This is a genomic window from Brevibacterium metallidurans (genome assembly GCF_037101285.1).
Classification (GTDB): domain Bacteria; phylum Actinomycetota; class Actinomycetes; order Actinomycetales; family Brevibacteriaceae; genus Brevibacterium; species Brevibacterium metallidurans.
This window is the reverse complement of the sequence record NZ_BAAAAF010000005.1, coordinates 1-23920: the sequence shown is the minus strand read 5'-3', so window position 1 is coordinate 23920 and position 23920 is coordinate 1. Positions and strand designations below refer to the sequence as shown.

Below are 23920 nucleotides of genomic sequence, written 5' to 3'. Positions count from 1 at the left end.
GTTCGAATGACCCGATCGGCGGGCCGCCAGCATGGCGGCCCGCCGATCTGTCTATCCTGGGGAACCGAGCCCGCAGCAAGCGGGGGACGAGAGATGAGAGGGCGGCGATGAGCAGCGAGGCGTGGTTGGTGTTCGGACTCGGCAATCCGGGACCGAAGTACGAGTCGACCCGGCACAACATCGGACAGATGGTCGTCGCCGAACTCGCCTCACGGATGGGCATCACCCTCTCGCGGTCGAAGCTGCGCGCGAACGTCGCAACCGGGCGTCTGCCGCACGGAGCAGTTCCGGGACTGCCCGGGCCCCGGGTCGTGCTCGCCACCTCGACGGGGTACATGAACGAGACGGGAGGGCCGCTCAAGCAGGTCGCCGACTTCTACGGCATCGGCCCCGACCGCATCATCACCGTCCACGACGACGTCGACATCCCCTTCGACACGATCAAGGCGAAGGTCGGCGGGGGAGAAGGCGGGCACAACGGCCTGCGGTCGACCACCTCGGCGCTGGGGACGAAGGACTACGTGCGCATCCGGGTGGGGGTCGGACGTCCGGCCGGTCGCCAGGACACCGCGGACTTCGTGCTCAGCCCGTTCGCGAAGGCGGAGCGGGAGACCCTGCCGATCCTCGTCTCAGACGCCGCCGACGCCGTCGAGATGTGCATCGTCGAGGGCCTCGAGCCCGTGCAGGCGAAGTTCCACGCCCGCAGCTGACGTCGCGATCAGCTCTCGACGCGGGCCCGTGAGCCGCGCCTGCGGTGGATGAGCCACGCCGCGAGGACGCCGCCGATGAAGCCGAAGAGGTGACCCTGCCAGGACACCCCGTTGGCCTGGGGGAACATGCCGAAGACGAGGGAGGCACCGTAGGTGACGAAGACGAAGAGGCCGATCGCGAAGTAGATGATCTTGCGCACGACATCTTCGGTGAACCATGTGCGCACGGCGAGGTAGCCGAAGTAGCCGAACACGATGCCCGACGCGCCGACGATGTAGTGGCCGGGCATCGTCGTCAGCCAGGCCCCGAGGCCCGCGACGAGCGCGACGATCCCGGTGACCAGCCAGAACCGGCGGGCGCCCTCGGCGGCGATGAAGAGGCCGAGGATGAGGAACGGGAAGGTGTTGGCCAGGAGGTGGCCGAAGCCGGCGTGGAGCAGCGGGGAGGTGACGATCCCGTAGAGGGAGAGCGGGTTCCAGGACTGGAGGCCGAGCAGGTCGAGGTCGGCGGGGACGATCGCATCGACGATCTCGATGATCCACATGATCGCGAGCAGGATGAAGACCGGGGCGAAGCGGGAGAGCCCGCCGCCCTGGCCGAGGGCCGTGCGCATGCGCTCGCGCATACTCGTGGGAGTGCCTGTCTGGGCGGAGGTGGATGTGGGGGATGGGGTGCCGAAGAGGACGCGGGATTCCTCGGCGGTGAAGCGGGGGGAGTTCTTCGAGCTCATGCTCCGATTATCGGCCACGAACTTTGGAGAAAGCCCAGAGACGCGGCGTCGTGACCGTTTCGTGAGGGAGCGCAGAGGCGGCTCCGGGGCCGGGTGTGTGCGGTGTGCGATGCCGGTGGCGGGCTTCGCCGCAGGTCAGCGTCACGCCGTGGGCCTCAGGCTCGCGTCAGTGCCGTGGACTAGAATTGCCAGGTGCTCAACGGACTCGATCTCACATTGCAGAATCCCACCGTCACCGAACTCGTCGAGGCCTTCCGGGACCCGACGACGACGGGCGGGACCATCGACGCGATCAGGGGACTGTGGCCGTCGATCCTGCGGCGCACCGTCTCCACCGGCGGCCCTGTATCCGCCGACGGCTCCGTCTCCAAGGGCGGTCCCGTCTCGCCCCAGCTCATCGTCACCGCCACGACCCGGGAGGCCGAGGACCTCGCACGCTCGCTCGCCGACTGGGTGCCCGCGGAGTCGCTCGCGGTCTTCCCCAGCTGGGAGACGCTGCCGCACGAGAAGCTCTCACCCCGCTCGGACACAGTCGGGCAGCGCCTCGAGATCCTCCGCCGGCTCGCCCACCCGAAGCCCGGCAGCGAGCTCACCTTCGTCATCGCGCCCGTCCGCGCGTTCCTCCAGCCCCTGGCCAAGGGCCTCGGCGAGATCCCCCCGATCGAGGTGGCCGTCGGCGACGAGGTCGAGATCGAAGCGACCGCCGCCCGTCTCACCGAGCTCGCCTACACTCGGGTCGACATGGTCTCCCGCCGCGGCGAGTTCGCCGTGCGCGGCGGCATCGTCGACGTCTTCCCGCCCACGGCCGACCATCCCCTGCGCATCGAGTTCTTCGGCGACGAGGTCGATGAGATCCGCGAATTCGCGGTGGCCGACCAGCGGTCGATCCCTGCCGAACCCGACGCCGCACCGCTCGTCCTCTCCGCCCCGCCGGTGCGCGAACTCCTCCTCACCGACTCCGTGCGCGCGCGGGCGGACGAGCTCTCGGCCTCGCTGCCCTCGGCCTCGGACATGCTCGAGAAGATCGCGGCAGGCATCGCCGTCGAGGGCATGGAGTCCCTCACCGCGGTCCTCGCCGACGGCATGGAACCGCTCATCGCCCTGCTGCCGCAGGGCACGAAGATCATCATCACCGAACCCGAACGCGTCGAGGCCCGCGCCGTCGACCTCGTGACGACGACGAACGAATTCCTCCAGGCCGCATGGTCGGGGGCCGCCGGCGGCGGTGAGACCCCGATCGACCTCTCGGCTGCGACGTTCCGCACCCTTGACGAGATGCGGGAGGGCGCAGGGCTCATCGGGCTCGCGTGGTGGGAGATCGGCGGTTTCGCCGCCGATGCCGAGCTCGCCGCGCCCGGTGCCAACCTCTTCTCCGTGCCCGCCAGGCCGCCGAAGGGCTACGCCGGCGATGTCGAGGCGATCCTCGCCGATGTCAGGGGACTCGTCCACGACCAGTGGCGGATCCTCGTCCTCACCGAAGGGCAGGGTCCTGGTAAGCGCATGGTCGAGGTGTTCTCCGAGGCCGGTGTGCCCGCGAGCTTCGTCGAGAACCCCACCGATGTGCCCGAAGCGCTCGTGACGGTGACGACGGCGGCGCCGTTCGGCGGGTTCGTCTTCGACGACCTCAGGTTGGCCGTGCTCACCGAGGCGGACGTGCTCGGTCGGGCGGCGGCCACCTCGACGAGGGACATGCGCCGACTGCCGACGCGGCGCAAACGCAACCAGGTCGATCCGCTCAACCTCGCCCCCGGGGACCTCGTCGTCCACGAGCAGCACGGGGTGGGCCGGTTCGTCGAGATGACGCAGCGCACCACCGGCAAGGGTAAAGCCAAGCACACCCGCGAATACCTCATCATCGAATACGCCCCGGCCAAGCGCGGGCAGCCCGGTGACCGCCTCTACGTCCCCAGCGACGCCCTCGACCAGGTCAGCCGCTACGTCGGCGGGGAGAACCCGAGCCTGAACAAGATGGGCGGCGCCGACTGGCAGTCGACGAAGGCGAAGGCCCGCAAGGCGGTCAAGGAGATCGCCGGGGAGCTCATCCGCCTCTACTCCGCCCGGCAGGCCACCGTCGGCCACGCCTACGGTCCCGACACCCCGTGGCAGCGCGAACTCGAGGACGCCTTCCACTACGTCGAGACCACCGATCAGCTCACGACGATCGACGAGGTCAAGGCCGACATGGAGAAGTCCGTGCCGATGGACCGCCTCATCTGCGGCGACGTCGGCTACGGGAAGACGGAGATCGCGGTCCGCGCGGCCTTCAAGGCGATCCAGGACGGCAAGCAGGTCGCTGTGCTCGTCCCCACGACCCTGCTCGTCCAGCAGCACTTCGAGACCTTCGCCGAACGCTATGCGGGATTCCCCGTCACCGTCGGCGCGCTCTCCCGCTTCCAGACGAAGCACGAGTCGGAGAAGGTCGTGGCCGACCTCGCCGAGGGCAAGCTCGACCTCGTCATCGGCACCCACCGACTCCTCAGCGGCGAGGTCCGGTTCAAGAACCTCGGACTGGTCATCATCGACGAGGAGCAGCGCTTCGGCGTCGAGCACAAGGAGACGCTCAAGGCGATGCGCACGAACGTCGACGTCCTCGCGATGTCGGCGACCCCGATCCCGCGCACCCTTGAAATGGCGGTGACCGGGATCCGGGAGATGTCGACGCTGGCGACCCCGCCCGAAGAGCGCCACCCGGTGCTCACCTACGTCGGGAAGTACGAGGACCAGCAGGTCAAGGCCGCGATCCGCCGCGAACTCATGCGCGAAGGGCAGGTCTTTTACATCCACAACCGGGTCCGCGACATCGAGGCCGTCGCCGCGCACCTGGCCGAGCTCGTCCCCGAGGCGCGCATCGCGATCGCCCACGGCAAGATGAACGAGCACCGGCTCGAACAGGTCATCGTCGACTTCTGGGAGAAGAAGTACGACGTGCTCGTGTGCACGACGATCGTCGAGACCGGCATCGACATCGCCAATGCGAACACGCTTATCATCGACCACGCCGACCGCTACGGGCTCTCCCAGCTCCACCAGCTGCGCGGCCGCGTGGGCCGCGGCCGCGAACGCGCCTACGCGTACTTCCTCTACCCGCCCGACACCCAGCTCACCGAGACCGCCCACGACCGGCTGACCACCCTGGCCGCGCACACCGAGCTCGGCGCCGGCATGCAGGTGGCGATGAAGGACCTCGAGATCCGCGGCGCCGGCAACCTGCTCGGCGGTCAGCAGTCGGGCCACATCGAAGGGGTCGGCTTCGACCTCTACGTCCGCCTCGTCGGGGAGGCTGTCGCGAACTTCCGCGGGGAGGACACCGAACCGGAGGCGGAGATGCGCATCGAGCTGCCCGTCGACGCCCACCTGCCCGCCGAGTACGTCGACCACGAGCGGCTGCGGCTCGAGGCCTACCGGAAGCTCGCGGCAGCGGCGAACGAGGACGAACTCCAGGAGGTCCTCGACGAACTCGTCGACCGCTACGGGCCCTACCCGGAAGCTGTCGGAGTCCTCGCCGACGTCGCGCGCCTGCGCATCCGGGCCCGCGCCTCGGGCGTCAGCGACATCGTCGTCCAAGGCAACTTCGTGCGCTTCGGGCCCGTCGAACTCGAGGACTCGCAGGTCGTGCGCCTCAAGCGGCTCTACCCGAAGACGCTGCTCAAGCCCGCGATCCGGTCGGTGCTCGTGCCCAAGCCGATGGACGGGGACGGGTTCGGGGCCAAGGAGATGACCGATTCCGACATCCTCCGCTGGGCCCACCAGTTCCTCGACGCGATCGTCCCGGCCATCCCCGCCGAGGTGGTCGAATCCGAGGTCGTCGACGCTGGGGTGTGAGGTGCCGGCGATGAGAGGCGCGGAAGGTTCTGAGAGTGCGGAGGGTTCGGTGAGTGCCGTGCGAGCCGGTGGCGACGGGAGTTCGGTGAGTGTCGACGGCATCGTCGAGGCCATGGCCGTGCTCCGCACCCGCTGCCCGTGGTCGTCGGAGCAGGACCACAGCAGTCTCGTGAAGTACGTGCGGGAGGAGACCGAGGAGCTCGTCGACGCGCTCACCGACTTCCAGGCACAGCCGACGCCCGAGCACCGAGAGGCCGTCATCGATGAGCTCGGCGATGTCCTCTACCAGGTGCTGTTCCATTCGGCGCTGCTCGACGAGAGCGGGGGAGAGGACTACGGGCACAGCCTCGGCGCCGTCATCGCAGGCCTGGAGGCCAAACTCGTGCGCCGGCACCCCTTCGCCTTCGACGGCTTGGGCCGGAACGGTCCGATGGCCTCGCTCGAGGACGTCGAAGCCGAGTACCGTCGGATCAAGGACGAAGAACGCGACGCAGGCGGACACCGAACCGACCACGTCGGACACCGCAGCGAGACAGACGGAGAAGAGGCACAGTGAGCTTGGACAGGATCGACATCGAGGGGACCTTCAACTTCCGCGACCTCGGCGGGGCGCCCGTCGGGCAGGCCTCGGTCGCCAAGGGCCGGGTGTTCCGGGCCGACGGCCTCGCCCAGCTCACCGACCGTTCGCGGGAGGAGCTCACCCGGCTGGGGATCACCACCGTGCTCGACCTGCGCGACATCGGCGAGAGGTCCAAACGCCCCGATGCGATCGACGGACTCGACGTCGACTACATCGAACTCCCGATCTTCGAGGACCGGTTCTTCCCGGCCGCACCGCCCACGCCGGAGGAGATGCGGGAGCTCGCGGAGACGACGGGACTCGACCTCACCGACCGGTCGCTGCGGCGCATCTACGACTACCTCATCGACCACTTCGGGCCCCGGCTGGCCCTGGCCGTCGACACGATCGCCAACAGGTGCGAGTCAGGCATCGTCTTCCACTGCTCGGCCGGCAAGGACCGCACCGGTCTCGTCGCGGCGTTCGTCCTCGACCTCCTCGGCGTGGACCGGGAGGACGTCCTCGACGACTACACGGTCACCGAGGACCACCTCGGCGGGGCGTTCCTCGAATCGATCCTGCGCAACTACTCCGATGCGGGGATCTCCGGGAACCTCGTCGAGACGGCGACGGCGGCACCCCGGGAGCTGCTGGCGGGCATCCTCGATTCGCTCACCCGGACCTACGGTGACGACGCGGTGGAGAAGTACCTGCTCGAGCACGGAATGGATCCGGCGACCCCGGCCCGACTGCGGTCGAACCTGCTCGTGGCAGGCGACGACCGGGCCGCGTGAGGGCTGGGCGGAACCCCGTTGTGCACTAAGCTGAGGCGCAGGCACATGTTCCCCATGTGAAACCGACTGCTAAGGAGTAATCAGTGGCTGAGATCGTTGCCGCAAACGCCCGCGAAATCCTGGATTCCCGGGGAAACCCCACCGTCGAGGTGGAAGTGCTCTTGGCCGACGAATCCGTCGGTCGCGCCGGAGTGCCCTCCGGTGCCTCCACCGGTGAGTTCGAAGCCGTCGAACTGCGCGACGGGGACCCGGAACGCTACCTCGGCAAGGGTGTGACGAACGCCGTCGACGCCGTCATCGACGAGATCAACGACGCCATCGTCGGACTCGAGAGCGACGACCAGCGCCTCGTCGACCAGGCCCTGATCGAACTCGACGGGACCGAGAACAAGTCCCGCCTCGGCGCGAACGCGATGCTCGGCACGTCCCTGGCAGTGGCCCGTGCGGCAGCGGTCTCGGCCGACCTTCCCCTCTACCGCTACCTCGGCGGACCGAACGCCCACGTCATGCCCGTGCCGATGATGAACATCCTCAACGGCGGATCGCATGCCGACTCGAACGTCGACATCCAGGAGTTCATGATCGCCCCGATCGGTGCGGCGAGCTTCCACGAGGCCCTGCAGTGGTCGGTCGAGGTCTACCACGCGCTCAAGGGCGTGCTCAAGGAGCGCGGCCTGTCCACCGGTCTCGGCGATGAGGGCGGCTTCGCGCCCAACCTCGAGTCGAACGCCGCGGCCCTCGACCTCATCCTCGAAGCCATCGAGATCGCCGGACACCGTCCCGGTCGCGACATCGCGCTCGCCCTCGACGTCGCCTCCTCCGAGTTCTTCAAGGACGGCGCGTACGAGTTCGAAGGGGAGAAGAAGTCGGCTGAGGACATGGCCGCCTACTACGAGGAGCTGCTCGGCAAGTACCCGCTCGTCTCGATCGAGGATCCCCTCGACGAGAACGACTGGGAGGGCTGGGCGAAGCTCACCGCGGCGATCGGTTCGAAGGTCCAGCTCGTCGGCGATGACCTCTTCGTGACCAACCCCGAGCGCCTCGAGCGCGGCATCGACAACGACACTGCGAACTCGCTGCTGGTGAAGGTCAACCAGATCGGCACCCTCACCGAGACCCTCGACGCCGTGGCCCTGGCCCAGACCAACGGGTACACGACGATGATCTCGCACCGCTCCGGCGAGACCGAGGACACGACGATCGCCGACCTCGCGGTGGCCACCAACGCCGGACAGATCAAGGCCGGCGCCCCGGCCCGCTCCGAGCGCGTCGCGAAGTACAACCAGCTCCTGCGCATCGAAGAACAGCTCGGCGACGCGGCCCGGTACGCCGGCAAGCGCGCCTTCCCGCGCTTCGAGGCCTGAGCGCCCCGACCAGGGAGCATGACCTCGCCGAGGCGGGGGTGAGTGATTTCGGTCGCCCACCCCCGCCTCGGCGATTCACTCAGGTTACGCGGCTAGTCCTATGTTCCACCCGACGTCCTACATTCCCCTCGACGTCCTACCCTCCGCTTCGCACACCGACGCTTCAGCTCGACGTCCTACCCGTCCACGGGTGGTTCATCGCGCTCCACATGACGGCAGCGGAGAGCTTGAGCGGCCACGGCTCCTCATTGCGGGCCTGCCGCCATCCCTGAGCGAAGCTCACCTCGCCGAGGTGGCCGCTGCGGTTTCCGAGCGCATGATCGCGAGCTTGATCTCCTCGAACTTCGCCTCGGAGAAGAGCTCCTTCCAACTGATGCGAATGACCTGCCAGCCTCGGTCGCGCAGCCATTGCTCACGGCGTCGTTCCCTCTTCAGCTCTTCTCGCGGCACGCCTGAACCGAGGTAGAGCTTTCCGAGACCGTCGATTTCGACGATGAGCCGGGCTTGCCTGTGACAGAAGTCGACTCGGATCTGCGTACCTGCTTCGTCGATCACGAAGCTCACCTGCGGGGACATGCCGTGGATTCCGTGCTCGTAGAAGCGGACGGCGGCGATCGACTCGGCAGGGGATTCGCGCCTGCCGTCGGCGAGTTCGAGGGCGCGGCGGACCTTCTTCGTGTTGCGCTTCTCCACCGTCTGCCCGAGGACCGTGAGGATCTTCTCCGGGGTCGTCAGGCGGCGGTGGAGCGCATCGTCGATCATCGCCACCGAGATTTCCAGGCTGTAGGCCCGAGCGACATCGACGAGTGTGCGTTCCAGAGTGGTCACGCGCATCCCCCGGATCGTGCCCTGATGATGTTTGGGAATCGGCGTGCCGCGCACATGGAGGTTCGCGAAGCGTCGGTTGATGCCGGGACGCACCACCTCGACCTGGTGGGTGACCGGGGAGGCAAGCGGCAGACCGTGGATGAGGGCCGCCGAGATGTGGGAGATCACCTCGGTGCCCGACGATGAGCTCGCGGTCTCGCCGTCCGATGGTTCGGTGCCGACTCCTGAGCGCGACTGTCGGCGTTGGAACTGCTGTTCGCATCTGGCCATCACTGCCGCATCGAGCTTCGTCACCTCATCGCGCATGTCTCCGTACTCGGGGTAGGCCTCGAACGTGCTGTCTTCGATGCCTGCCCACAGCGGCCGATGCGTCTCCACTGCGCACACGTGTTTGGCGACGTACACGCCTCGCGAGAGACGCAGCAGGCAGCACTTTCGGGCGAAGCGGATGTCTTCATGATTGAACCCGAGTCGATTGAGCTCTTGTGTTGTCAAAATTCTGCACATAGATACAAACTGCATCAAACGTGTTGTAAACGCAATAAGAGATTCACGATCTGTGGATAACTCTGTGGACGTATTGTGGGCAGCTGTGGACGGAACGGTGGCATCGGGTTCGCCGAGGCGTGCGTGGGGAAGCGTCGGGTCCCGCGCGGGCTGTCGTCAGGCTTGGCTCGATTTCCTACCCGTAGACATGTAGGACGTCGAGCTCGAGGTGGTGCGTGCGGAGCGGAAGGTGGTGTGTGCGGCGCAAGGTGGTGCGTGCGGCGCAAGGTGGTGTGTGCGGTGCGAGGTGGTGAGAGGAGTGGGCGGTGGTGTGTGGAGCTGAGGGAGGTGGGTGCAGGTGCGGGTGTGATTTGGACGCGACTGTTCGGTGCGCCACGCGAACACGCCACGGCGGCGAAATCCTCGGCGACCGGTGATCGACACGGCAGACTTGGAGTACTGCGACTGCCTTCCCAATCCCCGGTCGCACAAGGAAGAGTCATGGTTCCGAGCAAACCGAGAAGAACTGCCCCCAAGACGGCCCCTGGCAAAGCCACCCCTCGGCGACGCCCCAAGCCGGTCGTCGAGGTGCCCGCACAGCCGGACGCGCGCGGGCGCCGCATGTCGTGGCAGGCCGGGGTGTTCCTCGCCGTGCTCGCCATCGTCCTCGTCACGTTCCTGCCCTCGATCAACTCCGCCCTCAAGCAGGCCCAGCAGATCGCGGCGCTGAACAACGAGATCGACTCCACCCGCTCCGAGGTCGAAGCGCTGCGACAGAAGAACAAGGACCTCAAGGACCCCACCCAGATCGCCCGCAAGGCCCGGGAAGAGCAGTACTACGTCGAGAAGGGCAAGAACGCCGTCATCGTCACCAATCAGCAGACAAGTGACGATGACGATTCGGACACATCCTCCCCACAGCGCAGTCAACCCTGGTACCTTGAGTTGCTGGAGTCGATCGAAGAGGTCGGCAATTCGAGCAACACGACGGGAACCCCCAGATGATCACAGAGTGCACCGAGGCGGACTTCGCAACGCTGAAGGAGCAGCTCGGACGCATTCCCCGCGGTGTCGTCGGCATCGCCGCCCGCAGCACCGCCGGTGAACCGCTCGTCGTCGCCACCGCCCCTCGTCTCGAGGACGGCACCCCGTTCCCCACGACGTTCTACCTCACCCACCCGGCGTTCGTCGCCGAAAGCTCGCGCCTCGAAGCCTCGGGCATCATGGCCGAATGGACCGCCGAGATCGCCGAGGACGATGAACTCGCCGCAGCCTACCGTCGCGCCCACGAGGCCTACCTCGCCACCCGCTCCGAGATCGGCCAGGACGCCGGCATCGCCGAGGTCGAGGAGATCGCCGACTTCTCCGCCGGCGGCATGCCCACCCGCGTGAAGTGCCTGCACGCCCTCGTCGGCCACGCCCTGGCCGCCGGGCCCGGGGTCAACCCGATCGGCGATCGCGCACTCTCGTTCATGAACGACGTTCCGACCCCGGCCGTCACCGACGCAGAGACGACGGACGCACAGACGACCGACGCCGAGACGACGGACTAGGGGGAACCATGCGCGTAGCCGCCTTCGACTGCGGAACGAACTCACTGCGCCTGCTCGTCGCCGACGTCGACGAGACCGGGGCGATGATCGAACTGCGCCGCGAGACCCGCATCGTCCGCCTCGGCCAGGGCGTCGACGCGACCGGCGAATTCGCCCCCGAAGCCCTTGAGCGCACGTTCGCCGTCACCCGGGAGTACGCGGAGATCGCCTCGGAGTACGCGCCGGAAAGGATCCGCTTCGTGGCCACCTCGGCGAGCCGGGACGTGAAGAACCGGGATGAGTTCTTCGCCGGGATCTTCGCGATCCTGGGCGTCGTCCCCGACGTCATCTCCGGAGACGAGGAGGCCCACCTGTCCTTCCTCGGCGCCACCGCCGGGCGCAGCGCCGAGACGGGACCGTTCCTCGTCATGGACCTCGGCGGGGGATCGACCGAACTCGTCCTCGGCACCGGCGAGGTCGACGCCGCCGTGAGCATGGACATCGGGTCCGTGCGCCTGACCGAGCGGCACATGAACACCGAGGTTCCCGACGGCGACCAGATCCGCGCGGCCGTGACCGACATCGACACCCACCTCGACCGGGCCGCCGAGGTGGTCGACCTCGCCGCCGCCCGCACCTTCATCGGCGTGGCCGGCACCGTGACGACACTGACCGCCGGCATCCTCGGACTCGACAGCTACCAGCGTGAGCGCATCCACGGCGCGCAGGTCACCGTCGCCGAGGTCGAAGCGCAGGCCGACGCCCTCGTGCAGATGGACCGCGCCGCCCGTGCCGCGCTGCCCTACATGCATCCCGGCCGCGTCGACGTCATCGCCGCCGGCGGCCTGATCTTCGCCCGTGTCGTCGCCCGCGTCGACGAAGCCGTGCGCGCCGCCGGGTCGGACCTGACGATCGTCGTCTCGGAGACGGACATCCTCGACGGCATCGCCCTCGACCTCGCCTCATGAGCGCCGTCCCCGGCCGATCGAGCGGTCCCGCCCCCGGACGGTCGCGCCGCGTCGCCCTCGGTGCGCGCAGGTTCGCGCTCATCGGACTCGTGCTCGCTCTCGTCTTCGGGACCGCCCATCCTGCTCTTGCCGCTCCCAAGGCCGGACCCGGACAGTGGTTCATCGGCGACTACGGCATCGACAAGCTGTGGAAGACCTCCACCGGCAAGGGCGTGAGCGTCGCCGTCATCGACTCGGGTGTGAACAAGAACCACGAGGACCTCAACGGCGTGGTGACGAAGGCCAAGGACTTCAGCGGCCTCGGCAAGGACGGCACGACCCCTATCGGCGGGAAGACCACGATCCACCACGGCACCGCCGTCGCCGGTGTCATCGCCGGTCAGGGCGAAGGCGCCGGCCCTGTCGGCGTGGCCCCCGACGCGAAGATCCTCTCCGCGTCGATGTGGCTGGGTCCCGACCGGCCCAAGGAGTCGGGATCGACCCGGGAGCAGGCCGCCGAGGCGATCCGCTGGTCCGTGGACAACGGCGCCAAGGTCATCAACATGTCGCTGGGCTGGGACGACCCCGCGTGGCCCGAGAGCTGGGACAAGGCGTTCGCGTACGCGTATGAGAAGGACGTCCTCGTCGTCGCCTGCGTCGGCAACGCCTCCCAGGGCGCGACCCAGGCGTGGTCGCCGTCGACGGTTCCCGGCGTCATCGGCGTCGGCGGACTCGGCAAGGACGGGCGCGTCCTCGACGCCTCGACGGCGCCGGGCACCGCCGTCGACCTCATGGGTCCGGCCGCCGACATCCCCATCCCGTACTACTCCGGCGGCTACGCCGAAGGTCAGGGCTGCTCGTTCGCGGCCCCCGTGGTCTCCGGGGTCGCCGCGCTCATCCGTGCCGACAACCCCGACCTCAGCGCCGACGAGGTGGCCGCGAAGCTGCTGTCGACCGCGAAGCCGGTGGCCGGCTACAAGGGACAGAGCACCCAGGACAAGCCCGATCCGATCGTCGGCTGGGGTCGCCTCGACCCCGAGGCGGCGATGAAGGCCGACGTGCCGAAGACCGTGCCCAGCGCCGCCGACGCGCTCTCGAGCTGGGTGAAGATGCACCGCCGCGCCGACACGGATCCCGCGGAGACCGAGACCGCCGCACCCGCCGAGGACGACAGTCCGAAGGCCGTCGCCCCCAAGGACGTCGTCGCCTCGCAGTCGACCCCGACGCTCGGGTACTGGCTGCTCGGACTCGGAGGCGCTGTGGGCATCGGACTCCTCGTCCTCGCTCTCGTTCTCCACCTCCGTCGCCGACGCTGATCGCGGGCCGTGATACGCGTCTCATCTGGGACGTCGCAGGCAATTAGTGAAAGTTTTCACAAGGGCCTAGGATGGGGTTATGGCTCTCATCAGAAACTCGAAACTGCGTCCACGAATCCTCGTCGTCGGTGGCGGATACCTCGGCCTCGTCACGGCCCAGAATCTGCTGAAGAACCTCGGCCGCGGTGAAGCCACCGTGACCGTGATCGACCCCAACCCGTACATGACGTACCAGCCCTTCCTCCCCGAGGTGGCTGCCGGTTCGATCGAACCCCGTCACGCCGTCGTCCCGCTGCGCCGCAACCTGCCCGGCGCCGAGGTGATCACCGGCTCGGTGACCTCGATCAACCACGCCGACAAGTTCGTCGTCGTCGAACCCGAGAACGACGAACCCTTCGAGCTCGACTACGACCACATCATCATGGCCGCCGGCTCCGTCGCCCGCACCCTGCCGATCCCCGGCCTCAAGGAGAACGCGATCGGCCTCAAGCGGATCGAAGAGGCTGTGGCCCTGCGCGACCACCTCCTCTCGCGTCTCGCCGACGCCGCCCTCATGGAGGACGACGAGGAGCGTCGCAAGGCGCTCACCTTCGTCTTCGTCGGCGGTGGCTTCGCAGGCATCGAACTGCTCGCCGAACTCGAGGACGTCGTCCGCTCGGCGATCGCCCAGTACGAGACCCTCACCGAGGCGGACGTCCGCTTCGTCCTCGTCGAGGCCCTCGGTCGCGTCATGCCCGAGGTCGGCGAGGCTCAGGCCCGCTGGGTCGTCGAGCACCTGCGTGAGCGCGGCATCGACGTCTACCTCGAGACCTTCCTCCAGGACTGCACCGACAAGCGCGTCAAGCTCTCGAACGGCGAGGAGTTCGACGCCGACACCATCGTGTGGTCGGCCGGCGTCAAGGCCAACCCCGTCCTCATCGACTCCGACCTGCCGATCGACGAGCGCGGCCGCGTGACCGTGCGCGCCGACCTGCGCGTCGAAGGCGAAGACGGCGTCGTCGAAGGTGCCTGGGGCGCCGGTGACAACGCCGCTGTGCCCGATCTCTCCGGCGGCGGCGTGGGCGGCTTCTGCGTGCCCAACGCTCAGCACGCCGTGCGCCAGGCTCCGGTGCTCGCGGCCAACGTGCTCGCCGCCCTGCGTGGGGAGACCGAGTTCAAGCAGTACTTCCACAAGACCATCGGTTCGGTCGCCGGTCTCGGCCTCTACAAGGGCGTCTCCCAGATGGGCGACTTCGAGGCCCGCGGCCTGCTCGCATGGCTCATGCACCGCGCCTACCACGGCTACGCGATCCCGAGCCTCGACCGCAAGGCGAAGGTCTTCGGCAACTGGATCCTCAACTTCGTCCTCGGTCGGGACACCTCGCCGCTCGTCGATCTCGACGTGCCGCGCAAGTCCTTCGTCGAGGCCGCTGAATCCAAGCCGGTTCCGAAGAAGGAGCCCGTCAAGGCCTGAGCCTGACAACAGATCCACTCGGATCCGAGACGACAGCGCCGGGAGTGTTCGCACTCCCGGCGCTGTCGCGTTCCGCGAGGGATCGGGACCGCAGGTCGTGATGAGCCTGTGATCTCCTCACCGACACAAACGGTCTGAGCGGCGACTAGGGTGAGGGCATGAACCGCATCGTCGCGATTCCCGCCCTCGTGTCCCTGCTCGTGCTCACCGGCTGTACCGGCGCAGGAGGGAATCCGCCCGGGACCGGGGGCACTCCCACCTCGGCGGTAAAGACCCCATCGGAGGCTGCCACCGAGGATGATACGGTCGTCGCCGACGAACCCCTGCCCGTCGGACTCTGCGGCCAGGCACCGGCTCCGCTGTCCGACCAGAGGGTCTATCAGGGGTCGAAGGAGACCGACTGCGGGCAGGCCAGGGACGCGCTCACGGCATTCGGGCGCGGCGAGGACTCCGTGGACGAGTCCGGCCACGGCACGTTGGTCGACGGCTGGTCGTGCGTCTTCCCCATGGACAACGAGATCGTCGACTACGCGATCACGCTCTCGTGCGAGAAGGGCGGACAGCGCTTCGTCCTCCGCCCGCGCTCCGTTGCCGTACCCGCCGGCTACGCCGTGCTGCCGTGGGACTACGAGGGGACTGCGACGGGAGCTGCGGGGATCTACTTCACGACGGAGTCGCGGAAGCACCACTGCAGCTTCACCGAGACCGAGCTCGGCTGCGACAACTTCAACTTCCCCGACGACCTCCCGCCGGTGCGCTACATGGGGCAGCCGCAGCAGCCCACCGCGATCGTGCTCGAGCCGCAGGGCTCACCGCGGTTCGAGGTCTACGGGGATCCGACGTTCACCCAGTACTCCGATTCGGGGGAATGGGGTGCGGACACGAGAGTCCTGGGCTACGGTGAGGTCCTCTGGGTGCGCGGCATCGGCTGCACGACGGATCCCGACCGCGGCGTGGTGTGCACCAATGGCCAGCACGGATTCGAGATCTCGTCCAAGCGGTACGCCATCAACTGAGGGTCTGCCGGGTTCGCAGCTCACGGTACGAGGATCAGTTGACCTCGGAGTTCGCGACGGTGAAGCGGGCGTCGGTGTGCTGGGGATCCTCGATCTCGTCGACGAGGGCGATGGCGAAGTCCTCGGCGGAGATCGAATCGCCGGCCGGGGAGTCGAGGGCCACGGCGTAGTAGCCGGTGCGGGTGCCGGGCGCGATCTGCGGGGCGGGGGAGAGCATCGTCCACGGCGAGTAGTTCCCGTCGCGGAGCAGCTCGAGGGCGCGCGTCCCGGTCTCGGCTTCGGCCTTGTAGACGGCGGGGAAGCCGGGGGTGTCCTTGAGCAGGGTGTCACCGACCGACAGGGAACCGGCTCCGCCGACGACGATGAGTCGGGTGTCGCCGCTGGCCTCGGCGAGGGTCTTCAGCGCTGCGAGCCATTCGCCGTGGTCGCCGCCGGTGCGGCTGGGGCCGGTGGCGGAGACGATGACGTCGTTCTCGGCCACGACGCGGGCGTCGAAGTCGGCGTCGGCCATGTCGCCGGTGAGGCTGTGGGCGACGCCGGGCACCTCGGCGCCCGAGCGGGTGATCGCGGTGACCTCGAGTCCGCGCCCGGCGGCTTCGTCGGCGATGCGGGAGCCGACCATGCCGGAGGCTCCGAAGAGGGCGATTCTCATGTCCGTACCTTTCGTTGGTTCATCTGATGGCTCAACGATATACTTCGGATACCACGTACCTCAAAGATACTAATGGAGATTTCTCATGGCAATCGCCTGGGAGGGCAACGCGTACGATCCGGAATGCCCGACGCGCGTCGTCCTCGATCGGATCGGGGACAAGTGGACGGTGCTCATCATCGAGGTCCTCGACGCAGGTCCGCGGCGCTTCAACGAGATCCGCCTGGCCATCGGAGGCATCACTCCCAAGGTGCTCACCTCGACGCTGCGTTCCCTCGCCGCCGATGGCCTCATCGTCCGGGAGGCGTTCGGAGAGGTGCCGCCGCGCGTCGAGTACCGGCTCACCGACCTCGGGCGGTCGCTGCTCGAGCCCGTTGCGGCCCTGAGGCAGTGGGCGGAGCGCAATGTCGCCGAGATCGAGGGCAATCGGAACAGCGCCGAGGCGGTGGCTACGCGCTGATCGCGGCAACCACCTCGGCGAGGTCCCGCAGCTCACCGGCGATCCGGTAGCGCCGCGGATGGCCCGAGTAGATCCAATTGTTCGTGATCATCGACGCGCTCGCCCCGTTCGTCGTCGCCTTGAACTCCTCGACGTCGAAAGCGGCCGTGCGATCGGCGAGCACACGCGCCCGAAGTGCAGGAGCGAGCGCCTGCCAGTGGTCGGCGGCCTCGTAGCCGATCTCCTGCCAGTGGCCACCGCGTTCTCGGAAGGAAAGGGGACGGAGACCCAGCGTCGTCGGGTCCGGAGACTCAGGGAGTGCAGCCGCGACATCAGCGGCGACGATGAGTGCGGGGCCGACCGCCTCGGCGGCGAGGGGATCGTCGATCCCGGACACGGGCTGCGGTCGATTCCCGGGGGAGAGGAGCATCGGAGTCATAGGGACATCCTGCCCGAGCGTGAGTGCTCAGGCGAACCGGAGGTCCCCCCACTGGGACTCGAACCCAGACTGAATCGATTTTAAGTCGACTGCCTCTGCCGATTGGGCTATAGGGGGCGGCGCACGCGTGGTGCAGCGGCGTCGTCGCCAGCACTCACTCTACCGTCCCGACGGGTCCGGATCTCCCAGGCGCGACCCACCTCGAGAGGGTCGGAGAGTGAGACATCGTCGTCTGCATGATGATCGGGGACTACCGTCGGGCCTATGACTCCGACCCCGCCCAGCCGTCAGGCCTGGGTGATCCTCGTCGTCGGAGTCCTCGCGCAGATGGCTGCGACCGTCGCCATCACCGGCCCGGCCTTCCTCATCCCGTACCTGCACACCGAACTCGGCTTCTCCCTCACCCAGGCCGGCACGGTCGCCGTGGCCCCGAGCTTCGGCCTCATCCTCACCCTCATCGCGTGGGGTGCGGTCGCCGACCGGTACGGGGAGCGGCTGGCGATGACGCTCGGCCTCGGTTTGACCGCGCTGACCTCGGCGATCGCCGTGGCCGTCGTCGATTCGCCCGTCTGGCTCATCGTCGCCATCGCCGCCTCCGGAGCCGCAGCGGCGTCGGTGAACTCCGCGAGCGGGCGCGTCGTCATGGGCTGGTTCCCCCGCCACCGCCGCGGCCTCGCGATGGGCATCCGACAGATGTCCCAACCCCTGGGCACCTCCGTCGCCGCCCTCGCCGTCCCGCCCATCGCCGCCGCCGGAGGCATCGCCGCCTACCTCTGGTTCGCCGCCGCCGTCACCGCTGCGATGACGCTCATCTGCCTCCTCCTCATCCGCAATCCTCCTCCCGCCGAGGCGGTTCCCAGCATCGTCGACATCGACGATGGTGCGGCGCCGGGGGAGAGTGCGGGAGCCCGACCCGCGGTCACGGGCCAGGTGAGGGCGGGGGCCGCCTCGGCGGACAATCCCTACAGGGAGGACTCCTTCCTCTGGCGGATCCACGTCGTCTCCGCCCTCCTCGTCGTCCCGCAGTTCGCGTTCTCCACCTACGGACTCATCTGGCTCATCAGCACCCAGGGGATCTCCGCCGGGGCAGCCGGGGGCATCGTCGCAGCCGCTCAGCTCATCGGTGCGATCGGACGCCTCGTCGTCGGGGGAGCCTCGGACGCCCTAGGCACGCGGGTGGGACTCATCCGCGTCATCGCGCTCGCCGCCTGCGTCCTCACCGCCGCCGTCGCCCTCGTCTCCCTCACCCCACTGCCCATCGTCGCGGCGGTCGTCTTCATCCTCGCCTCGACGGTCTCGGTCGCCGACAACGGACTCGCCTTCGCCTCGGTGGCCGAGGCGGCAGGACCCCGCTGGTCGGGCAAGGCGCTGGGAGCTCAGAACACGGGACAGTTCGCGGTCTCGGCGCTCGTCGGCCCCGGCCTCGGCGCTCTCATCACCGTGCTCGGGTACCCGCTGTCGTTCGCCGTCGTCGCCGTCTTCCCGCTCATCGGGGCGGGACTGGTTCCGAAACACGACGTCGATCGCATAACCTGATGTTCATCTCGGGTCAGTACCGTCCGAGGCGCCAGCACCAACCCAGTCGATGTCGCAGTCGGACCCGACGACGGCATCGCTGAAGCGAAGGAGACACCGTGTCCATCCTGCCGAAAGAGAACCTGCGCGAGTACATCGACAAGCTGCGCATCGAGGGATACACGGTCACCGACAGCCACACCCCCGACCCGCAGCTCATCGACCCGATGGGGCGCGCCGTCGAGACCTGGCGGGAGGGTTACCCGTACCCGGAGCTCATGGACCGGGAGGAGTACGAACTCGAGAAGTACCGACTCCAGGTGGAACTGCTGAAGTTCCAGTACTGGGGCCAGGACACGGACTCCAAGCACGTCATCGTCTTCGAAGGCCGCGACGCCGCCGGCAAGGGCGGGACGATCAAGCGCTTCACCGAGCACCTCAATCCGCGCGCAGCCCGCGTCGTCGCGCTCAACAAGCCCTCTGACCGGGAAGCCGGGCAGTGGTACTTCCAGCGCTACATCTCTCACCTGCCCACGAACGGCGAGATCGTCATGTTCGACCGCTCGTGGTACAACCGGGCCAACGTCGAACGCGTCATGGGCTTCTGCACCGACGCCGAATACCAGACGTTCATGGAGCAGGCACCCGTGTTCGAGAAGATGCTCATCGACTCCGACATCCACGTGACGAAGTTCTGGTTCTCCGTCACCCAGCGCGAACAGCGCACCCGGTTCGCGATCCGCCAGATCGACCCCGTCCGGCGGTGGAAGCTCTCGCCGATGGACCTCGAATCGCTGGGGCGGTGGGACGACTACACGGTGGCGAAGGAGGAGACCTTCCGACGCACCGACACCGACCACGCCCCGTGGATCACGATCAAGAGCAACGACAAGAAGCGCGCGAGGCTCAACGCGATGCGCTACTTCCTCAACCAGTTCGACTATGCGGGCAAGGACACCTCGGTCGTCTACGCCCCCGACCCGCTCCTCGTCCGCCGCGGTCGCGACGCCGTCGACGACTGAGGTCTGTTTAGGCGGGCGGTTCCGGTGGTTTCGGCGGGCCGTTTTGGCTGGTGGTTCGCTTGTCCCGGCGACGCGCTCAGGTTGGAGGTTCGCTCAGGCTGGCGGCTCCGGTGGGCCTTCGGTGCTCGGATCATCGCCTGCGCCCGGATCCTCGTCGGTGAGGACCGCGTCGACGTCGACCGGCCCGGCATCGTCGGCGCCGTGTCGATCGGGATCGACCTCGTGTTCCTCCGTCGTCCCGGCACTGGAGGCGCTGCCGCCGACGGAATGATCGCCGCGGTCGACTCTCACGTGCGGGGCGGTGGTGACCGCGACGGCCGGTTTCGAACTCTTATCGGGTGAAACTGTGTCCGTCGTGGCTTCCTCCCCAGCGGTCGCTTGGTCTGCCTGTGCGTCGTCTGTGCTCATCGCTGACCCTCCAATTCGGCATGGTGACTTGCTGTCCACGGTAGACCGGGATGCAGTGGTGCGCAAGGGGAGGTGCGTTCGCAAGGGCGGACCGGTGCTGGGCGCCTCGAGAACGCCGCAGGTTCCGTGAACCCGTCCTCGCGAGCCCACCCCCGTGCAGATAGGCGGGCACCTATCGGCAGCGGTGGATGTATTGCGGGCCGACACACGTCAGCCGCGGTGAATGTGATGCGGCCGGGTGGAAGGGGAAAGACCACCCGGCCGGAACCGTGGGGCGCATGAGCGCCGTGATGCGCCGCGAGACAGTTGTTCCGCGGCAGCCTCTCAGATCGCGTCGGCCGCCTCGCGCTGCGCTTTGCGTGCGGCCTTGCGCTTCTTGTGGCCGGCGAAGCTGAAGAGGAAGAGGATGATCGCGAGCAGGAGGAAGATCGCACCCGCGCCGATGCCCGCATCGACCCAGAACTGGGGCGGGAAGAGACGGATGAGGGAATCGTCGGCGTAGAACTCCCATGTGCCGTTGGCGAAGAAGATGCGGTGGAAGCCGCGGAAGAAGCTGTCCCATCCCAGCAGTGCGACCACGGCGATGCCCGCCATGGCGATGATGCTGAAGATCGACCCGAGCCGGAACCCGAAGCGCATGCCCAGACCTCCCTTGCGGGAGAGGTAGAGCGAGAAGAGGACGGTGCCGATGAAGCCGATGATCGCGATGAGGTAGAGCAGGGAGATGAGTCCCTTGACGTCGGCCATGTGGTTGAGCTCATCGGAGATGAACACCGGTTCGCCGTTGGGCAGGATGACATCGGCCAGGTAGCGACGCCCGTCGAGGTTGTGCAGGTAGTCGATGACGTACGTCGCGTAGTGTTCGCGGTCGGCCTGACCGAAGCCGAACTGGTCGGCCGGGAAGCCGGGACGGAAGTACTCGAACTTGAGGAACATCCCCGAGGCGATCGCGCGGACCGCCAGGGCGAGCAGCATGAAGGGCACGGAGAGAGCGATCCAGATCGTGCCGATGATGTCGAGCGGGTTCTTCCGGCGCTCGGGGAACTCCGGTTCGTGGGTGTCCCGGGAGGTCGCGGCCTTCGTCACCGCGGCCCAGTCGGCCTCGCTCATCACTGAGGAGTGTGGCGTCGTCGCCGAGGTGTCCGTCGACTTCGCCGGGACCTCCCTGGTGCGGGCGGTGTCCTGCGGTGCGCTCGAATGCGCGGGGGTCACCCGAACCGGCCCGGTCGAGGGCCGGGGCTCCTCCTTGAGGATGGGATCCTTGATCGGATCGAACGCCTCGGTGTCGGTCGACGGGTCGTTCGCGGCCTCGGGCGATGCCTTCGACGGTGTCTCGGCAGCGCTGTGGGACCCCGAGCTCATGCGCCTGCTCAGGAGGTCTTCGGTCTCGTTCTTCTCGTCTCCAGCCACGGTCCCATTGTCAGTGACCCGGCAGGCGATGCCCGGGAGGACACGCCCTGCAGCCGCAGATCGCCGAGGTGGCCCCAGATCGCCGAGGCAGCCGCCGGCAGGTGTGAATGCCGGCGTGACCGGCGGGCTCAGCCGAGGAGGGCCGCGACGATGACGAGGGCGGGTACAGCGAGGACGGTGGTGATGAACACGGCGTCGCGCATGAGCGCCTCGGACTGCCGGTACTGCATCGAGTAGATGTAGACGTTCTGCGCAGTCGGCAGCGCCGAGGTGACGACGATCGCGAAGAGGTCGATGCCGGTGTAGCCGAGCAGCGGACCGCCGATCGCCCAGGCGATGACCGGCTGGAGGACGAGTTTGCCGACGGTGATGTAGCTCAGCTGCGATCGGGTTCCCCGCACCGGCAGCGCCCACCCGTCCTTGAGGGAGATCCCGAACGCGAGGAGGGCTCCAGGCACCGCCGTCGCCCCGATCATGTCGATGGGTTCGAAGATGAAGCGCGGAAGCTCGAATCCCGTCGCCGAGGCGGCCACCCCGGCCGCGGCACCGAGGAGGATCGGGTTCTTGAGCACCTGGAGGATCGTCGAATACCAGTGGGTGTCGTGCTTCTTCTTGCCCGCGGCGTCGAGGACGGCCATGCCGATGGGGGCGAGGACGATGAGCTGGAAGAGCAGAACCGGGGCGACGTAGCCGACGTCGTGGAGGACGTAGGCGGCGATCGGAATGCCGAGATTGCCGATGTTGACGTAGCTGACCGCCCAAGCCGAGAACATCGCCTCACCGGTGCTGCGCTTCCGGATCCAGCGGGTGAGGGCGAAGAGGAGGATGCCGACGATGATGGCCGACCCGCCGGTCGCGAGCAGGGCGGAGTTGAAGATGAGGTCGAGGTCGGTCTGGGAGACCGTGACGTAGAGCAGCGTCGGCGTGCCCGCATAGAAGACGAGCTTCGCGATGACCTGCTGGCCGGTCGGGCCGAGCACCCCGGAGCGTCCCAGGAGGAACCCGACGAGGATGACGCCTGCGATGACGGCGAAGCCTTCGAATACGGCCAGCATGGTCTACCGGTGGTCCTCGCTTCCTGGGATCCTGCGGTCTGTGGTGCTCACGGTGCGCGACGAACTGCGGGCAGACTGCTGTTCAGGCGCGTGCGGGAGTGCGGTCGCGGTGGTCAGTCGGCGTCGCGGCGGGCGTCGACGGCGAGGTACGCGGCACCCGCGGCAGCGGCGGTGACGGTGACGACCGCCGGCCACGCGCCGATCTTCTTCGCCAATGGGTGCGAGAGGCCGAACCCGCCGAGGTAGGCAAAGCCGAGCGCGGTCGCCGTCGGCCAGCCGCGCTTGGCGTACCAGGTGCGTGCGGCATAGGCTCCGGCGGCGGCGAGCACGACGCCCCCGAGCGGGCGGATGCCGGTCTCGCGAGCGGTGAGGTACCCGCCGATGAGACCGACGGCGACGAGTGGGGCGGTGGAGACTTCCTGGGCGTCCTTCATGGCCACCAGTCTAGGGTCGCCGGTGCGCGGACCGAACGGCGGTCCCACGACGAGGAACGCGGATCAGCTCAGCGTCAGCCGGATCACCGAGGCGATGCCGAGGACGGCGATGAGGCACACAGAGGTCGTCAGCCCGAGGATGGGCCACGGGCTCGGGCGACCGCGTTCGGCGCGGATCGACCCCGAGCCGACGCGGTAGCGGTGGACCTGAAGGGCGACGACGACGGCCGCGAGTCCGATGCAGATGACGAAGACGGAGACGGAGAGGACGGGGAAGAGCGTGATCCAGCGGATGAAGAGGAGGCTGACGACCGTCATCGTCAGGCTCGTGCGCAGCCACGACTGGGTGGTGCGCTCAGGCTGGAGGCCGGGATCCTCGTGCGGGGCCAGCCTCGGGGTGCTCACAGCACTCCGGAGAAGACGAGGACGAGGAGACCGGCTCCCAACGCCGAGGCGAGGCTGACGATGGGGATGATCAAAGGCAGCGGCAGCGACTGCTTGCGGCGCATCGCCGATTCGATCCGGAACCAGCGGAACGCGGCACCGGCGGCGAGGACGAACCCGATGGTCATGAGCACGATCGACAGGGTCGCCCGCAGGCCCGGAGTGAAGACCGCGCCGGTGAAGGCCTCGACGGCGATGCCGCCGCCGATGAAAGCGAGCGACGTGCGGATCCAGGACAGAAACGTGCGTTCATTGGCGAGTGTGAAGCGAGGGTCGGGATCCTCCCCGTCGGGGAACATCCGCCGGGCGAGTCGGCCGCGTGTGTCATCGGAGTCCACGATTCTGAGGATACACGCGCTCGCCTGTGTCCCCACCGTCCCGTGCGGCAGAGTCCTCGAAGGGCTGCCGCCGCGGCCGTGATGCTCCTATGCTCAGTCAAGCGGCATTGAGGAGAAATTTGCGATACCTGCTTGCGAACTCATCATCGCGTGATTTGCCTCGTTCGATCGTCGAGACCTTCATCGGCCACACACCGAACTCCTCC

General features: G+C 67.9%; 24 protein-coding genes and 1 tRNA gene. 14 read left to right on the top strand and 11 right to left on the bottom strand.

The genetic code is table 11. The features are described from left to right. The first annotated feature begins 107 nt into the window (after positions 1-107). Positions 108-710, top strand: coding sequence for an aminoacyl-tRNA hydrolase (pth, locus tag AACX88_RS08050; protein ID WP_339392523.1), 603 nt, complete (start codon positions 108-110; stop codon positions 708-710). Between the two features lie 8 nt (positions 711-718). Here the strand turns inward: pth and AACX88_RS08045 are convergent, their stop codons facing one another. Continuing rightward, entirely contained in the window at positions 719-1441 is a 723-nt protein-coding gene (locus tag AACX88_RS08045) for a rhomboid family intramembrane serine protease (protein WP_339392522.1), read from the bottom strand. A gap of 192 nt (positions 1442-1633) precedes the next feature. Here AACX88_RS08045 and mfd point away from each other — a divergent pair, with 192 nt between their 5' ends. The 4 genes from mfd to eno all read left to right on the top strand — a co-directional run bounded on the left by mfd (position 1634) and on the right by eno (position 7980). Next, complete coding sequence (gene mfd, locus AACX88_RS08040; protein WP_339392521.1) at positions 1634-5263, top strand: transcription-repair coupling factor; 3630 nt, start codon at positions 1634-1636, stop codon at positions 5261-5263. Between the two features lie 49 nt (positions 5264-5312). Further along, a complete protein-coding gene (locus tag AACX88_RS08035; protein WP_339392520.1) occupies positions 5313-5819 on the top strand; it encodes a MazG nucleotide pyrophosphohydrolase domain-containing protein in 507 nt (168 codons plus the stop codon). Beyond that, positions 5816-6616 carry a tyrosine-protein phosphatase gene (locus tag AACX88_RS08030; RefSeq protein WP_339392519.1) on the top strand — a complete coding sequence of 267 codons (801 nt, stop codon included), beginning with the start codon at positions 5816-5818 and terminating at the stop codon, positions 6614-6616. The genes AACX88_RS08035 and AACX88_RS08030 overlap by 4 nt, the downstream gene beginning before the upstream one ends. An 83-nt stretch (positions 6617-6699) precedes the next feature. After that, positions 6700-7980, top strand: coding sequence for a phosphopyruvate hydratase (gene eno / locus AACX88_RS08025; RefSeq protein WP_339392518.1), 1281 nt, complete (start codon positions 6700-6702; stop codon positions 7978-7980). A 279-nt stretch (positions 7981-8259) separates the two neighbouring features. Here the strand turns inward: eno and AACX88_RS08020 are convergent, their stop codons facing one another. After that, positions 8260-9186: a DUF559 domain-containing protein gene (locus AACX88_RS08020; protein ID WP_339392517.1), complete on the bottom strand. Its 927-nt coding sequence runs from the start codon at positions 9184-9186 to the stop codon at positions 8260-8262. Between the two features lie 609 nt (positions 9187-9795). Between AACX88_RS08020 and AACX88_RS08015 the strand changes: the two genes are divergently transcribed. The 6 genes from AACX88_RS08015 (at position 9796) to AACX88_RS07990 (ending at position 15558) form a co-directional block, all read left to right on the top strand. Further along, the gene (locus AACX88_RS08015) at positions 9796-10299 is read left to right on the top strand and encodes an FtsB family cell division protein (protein WP_339392516.1); all 504 of its coding nucleotides are present in this window, start codon (positions 9796-9798) and stop codon (positions 10297-10299) included. Then, a complete protein-coding gene (locus tag AACX88_RS08010) occupies positions 10296-10847 on the top strand; it encodes a DUF501 domain-containing protein (RefSeq protein WP_339392515.1) in 552 nt (183 codons plus the stop codon). Before AACX88_RS08015 ends, AACX88_RS08010 begins: the two co-directional genes overlap by 4 nt. 8 nt (positions 10848-10855) lie before the next feature. Further along, positions 10856-11794 carry a Ppx/GppA phosphatase family protein gene (locus AACX88_RS08005; protein ID WP_339392514.1) on the top strand — a complete coding sequence of 313 codons (939 nt, stop codon included), beginning with the start codon at positions 10856-10858 and terminating at the stop codon, positions 11792-11794. Next, positions 11791-13089: a S8 family peptidase gene (locus AACX88_RS08000; RefSeq protein WP_339392513.1), complete on the top strand. Its 1299-nt coding sequence runs from the start codon at positions 11791-11793 to the stop codon at positions 13087-13089. The genes AACX88_RS08005 and AACX88_RS08000 overlap by 4 nt, the downstream gene beginning before the upstream one ends. Before the next feature lie 79 nt (positions 13090-13168). Further along, a complete protein-coding gene (locus tag AACX88_RS07995; protein WP_339392512.1) occupies positions 13169-14542 on the top strand; it encodes an NAD(P)/FAD-dependent oxidoreductase in 1374 nt (457 codons plus the stop codon). 158 nt (positions 14543-14700) lie between these two features. Then, positions 14701-15558: a hypothetical protein gene (locus AACX88_RS07990; protein ID WP_339392511.1), complete on the top strand. Its 858-nt coding sequence runs from the start codon at positions 14701-14703 to the stop codon at positions 15556-15558. A 34-nt stretch (positions 15559-15592) separates the two neighbouring features. Here AACX88_RS07990 and AACX88_RS07985 read toward each other — a convergent pair whose 3' ends face one another. After that, entirely contained in the window at positions 15593-16210 is a 618-nt protein-coding gene (locus tag AACX88_RS07985; RefSeq protein ID WP_339392510.1) for an NAD(P)-dependent oxidoreductase, read from the bottom strand. A gap of 85 nt (positions 16211-16295) precedes the next feature. On the opposite strand from AACX88_RS07985, the gene AACX88_RS07980 reads away from it, so the two are divergent. After that, entirely contained in the window at positions 16296-16670 is a 375-nt protein-coding gene (locus AACX88_RS07980; RefSeq protein WP_339392509.1) for a winged helix-turn-helix transcriptional regulator, read from the top strand. Here the strand turns inward: AACX88_RS07980 and AACX88_RS07975 are convergent. Together AACX88_RS07975 and AACX88_RS07970 are read right to left on the bottom strand one after the other, a co-directional pair. Beyond that, positions 16660-17088: a hypothetical protein gene (locus tag AACX88_RS07975; protein ID WP_339392508.1), complete on the bottom strand. Its 429-nt coding sequence runs from the start codon at positions 17086-17088 to the stop codon at positions 16660-16662. The two genes, AACX88_RS07980 and AACX88_RS07975, sit on opposite strands and share 11 nt — an antisense overlap. A gap of 43 nt (positions 17089-17131) precedes the next feature. Further along, positions 17132-17205, bottom strand: a tRNA-Leu gene (locus AACX88_RS07970). Positions 17206-17352: 147 nt separating this feature from the next. Here AACX88_RS07970 and AACX88_RS07965 point away from each other — a divergent pair. Both AACX88_RS07965 and ppk2 read left to right on the top strand, forming a co-directional pair. Next, positions 17353-18624 (top strand): MFS transporter, encoded by a 1272-nt coding sequence (locus AACX88_RS07965; RefSeq protein ID WP_339392507.1) that lies wholly within the window; start codon positions 17353-17355, stop codon positions 18622-18624. A gap of 98 nt (positions 18625-18722) precedes the next feature. Next, positions 18723-19625, top strand: a complete 903-nt coding sequence (gene ppk2 / locus AACX88_RS07960) for a polyphosphate kinase 2 (RefSeq protein WP_339392506.1) — start codon at positions 18723-18725, stop codon at positions 19623-19625. A gap of 93 nt (positions 19626-19718) precedes the next feature. On the opposite strand, the gene AACX88_RS07955 is transcribed toward ppk2, so the two are convergent. The 6 genes from AACX88_RS07955 to AACX88_RS07930 form a co-directional block, all read right to left on the bottom strand. Continuing rightward, positions 19719-20033, bottom strand: a complete 315-nt coding sequence (locus AACX88_RS07955) for a hypothetical protein (RefSeq protein ID WP_339392505.1) — start codon at positions 20031-20033, stop codon at positions 19719-19721. A gap of 324 nt (positions 20034-20357) precedes the next feature. After that, the gene (locus tag AACX88_RS07950; RefSeq protein WP_339392504.1) at positions 20358-21443 is read right to left on the bottom strand and encodes a TIGR01906 family membrane protein; all 1086 of its coding nucleotides are present in this window, start codon (positions 21441-21443) and stop codon (positions 20358-20360) included. 128 nt (positions 21444-21571) lie between these two features. Next, positions 21572-22498 carry an AEC family transporter gene (locus AACX88_RS07945; RefSeq protein ID WP_339392503.1) on the bottom strand — a complete coding sequence of 309 codons (927 nt, stop codon included), beginning with the start codon at positions 22496-22498 and terminating at the stop codon, positions 21572-21574. Between the two features lie 113 nt (positions 22499-22611). After that, a complete protein-coding gene (locus AACX88_RS07940) occupies positions 22612-22932 on the bottom strand; it encodes a hypothetical protein (RefSeq protein ID WP_339392502.1) in 321 nt (106 codons plus the stop codon). Between the two features lie 63 nt (positions 22933-22995). Then, positions 22996-23337 carry a DUF202 domain-containing protein gene (locus AACX88_RS07935; protein ID WP_339392501.1) on the bottom strand — a complete coding sequence of 114 codons (342 nt, stop codon included), beginning with the start codon at positions 23335-23337 and terminating at the stop codon, positions 22996-22998. Continuing rightward, the gene (locus AACX88_RS07930; RefSeq protein ID WP_339392500.1) at positions 23334-23714 is read right to left on the bottom strand and encodes a YidH family protein; all 381 of its coding nucleotides are present in this window, start codon (positions 23712-23714) and stop codon (positions 23334-23336) included. Before AACX88_RS07930 ends, AACX88_RS07935 begins: the two co-directional genes overlap by 4 nt. Positions 23715-23920 lie beyond the last annotated feature (206 nt).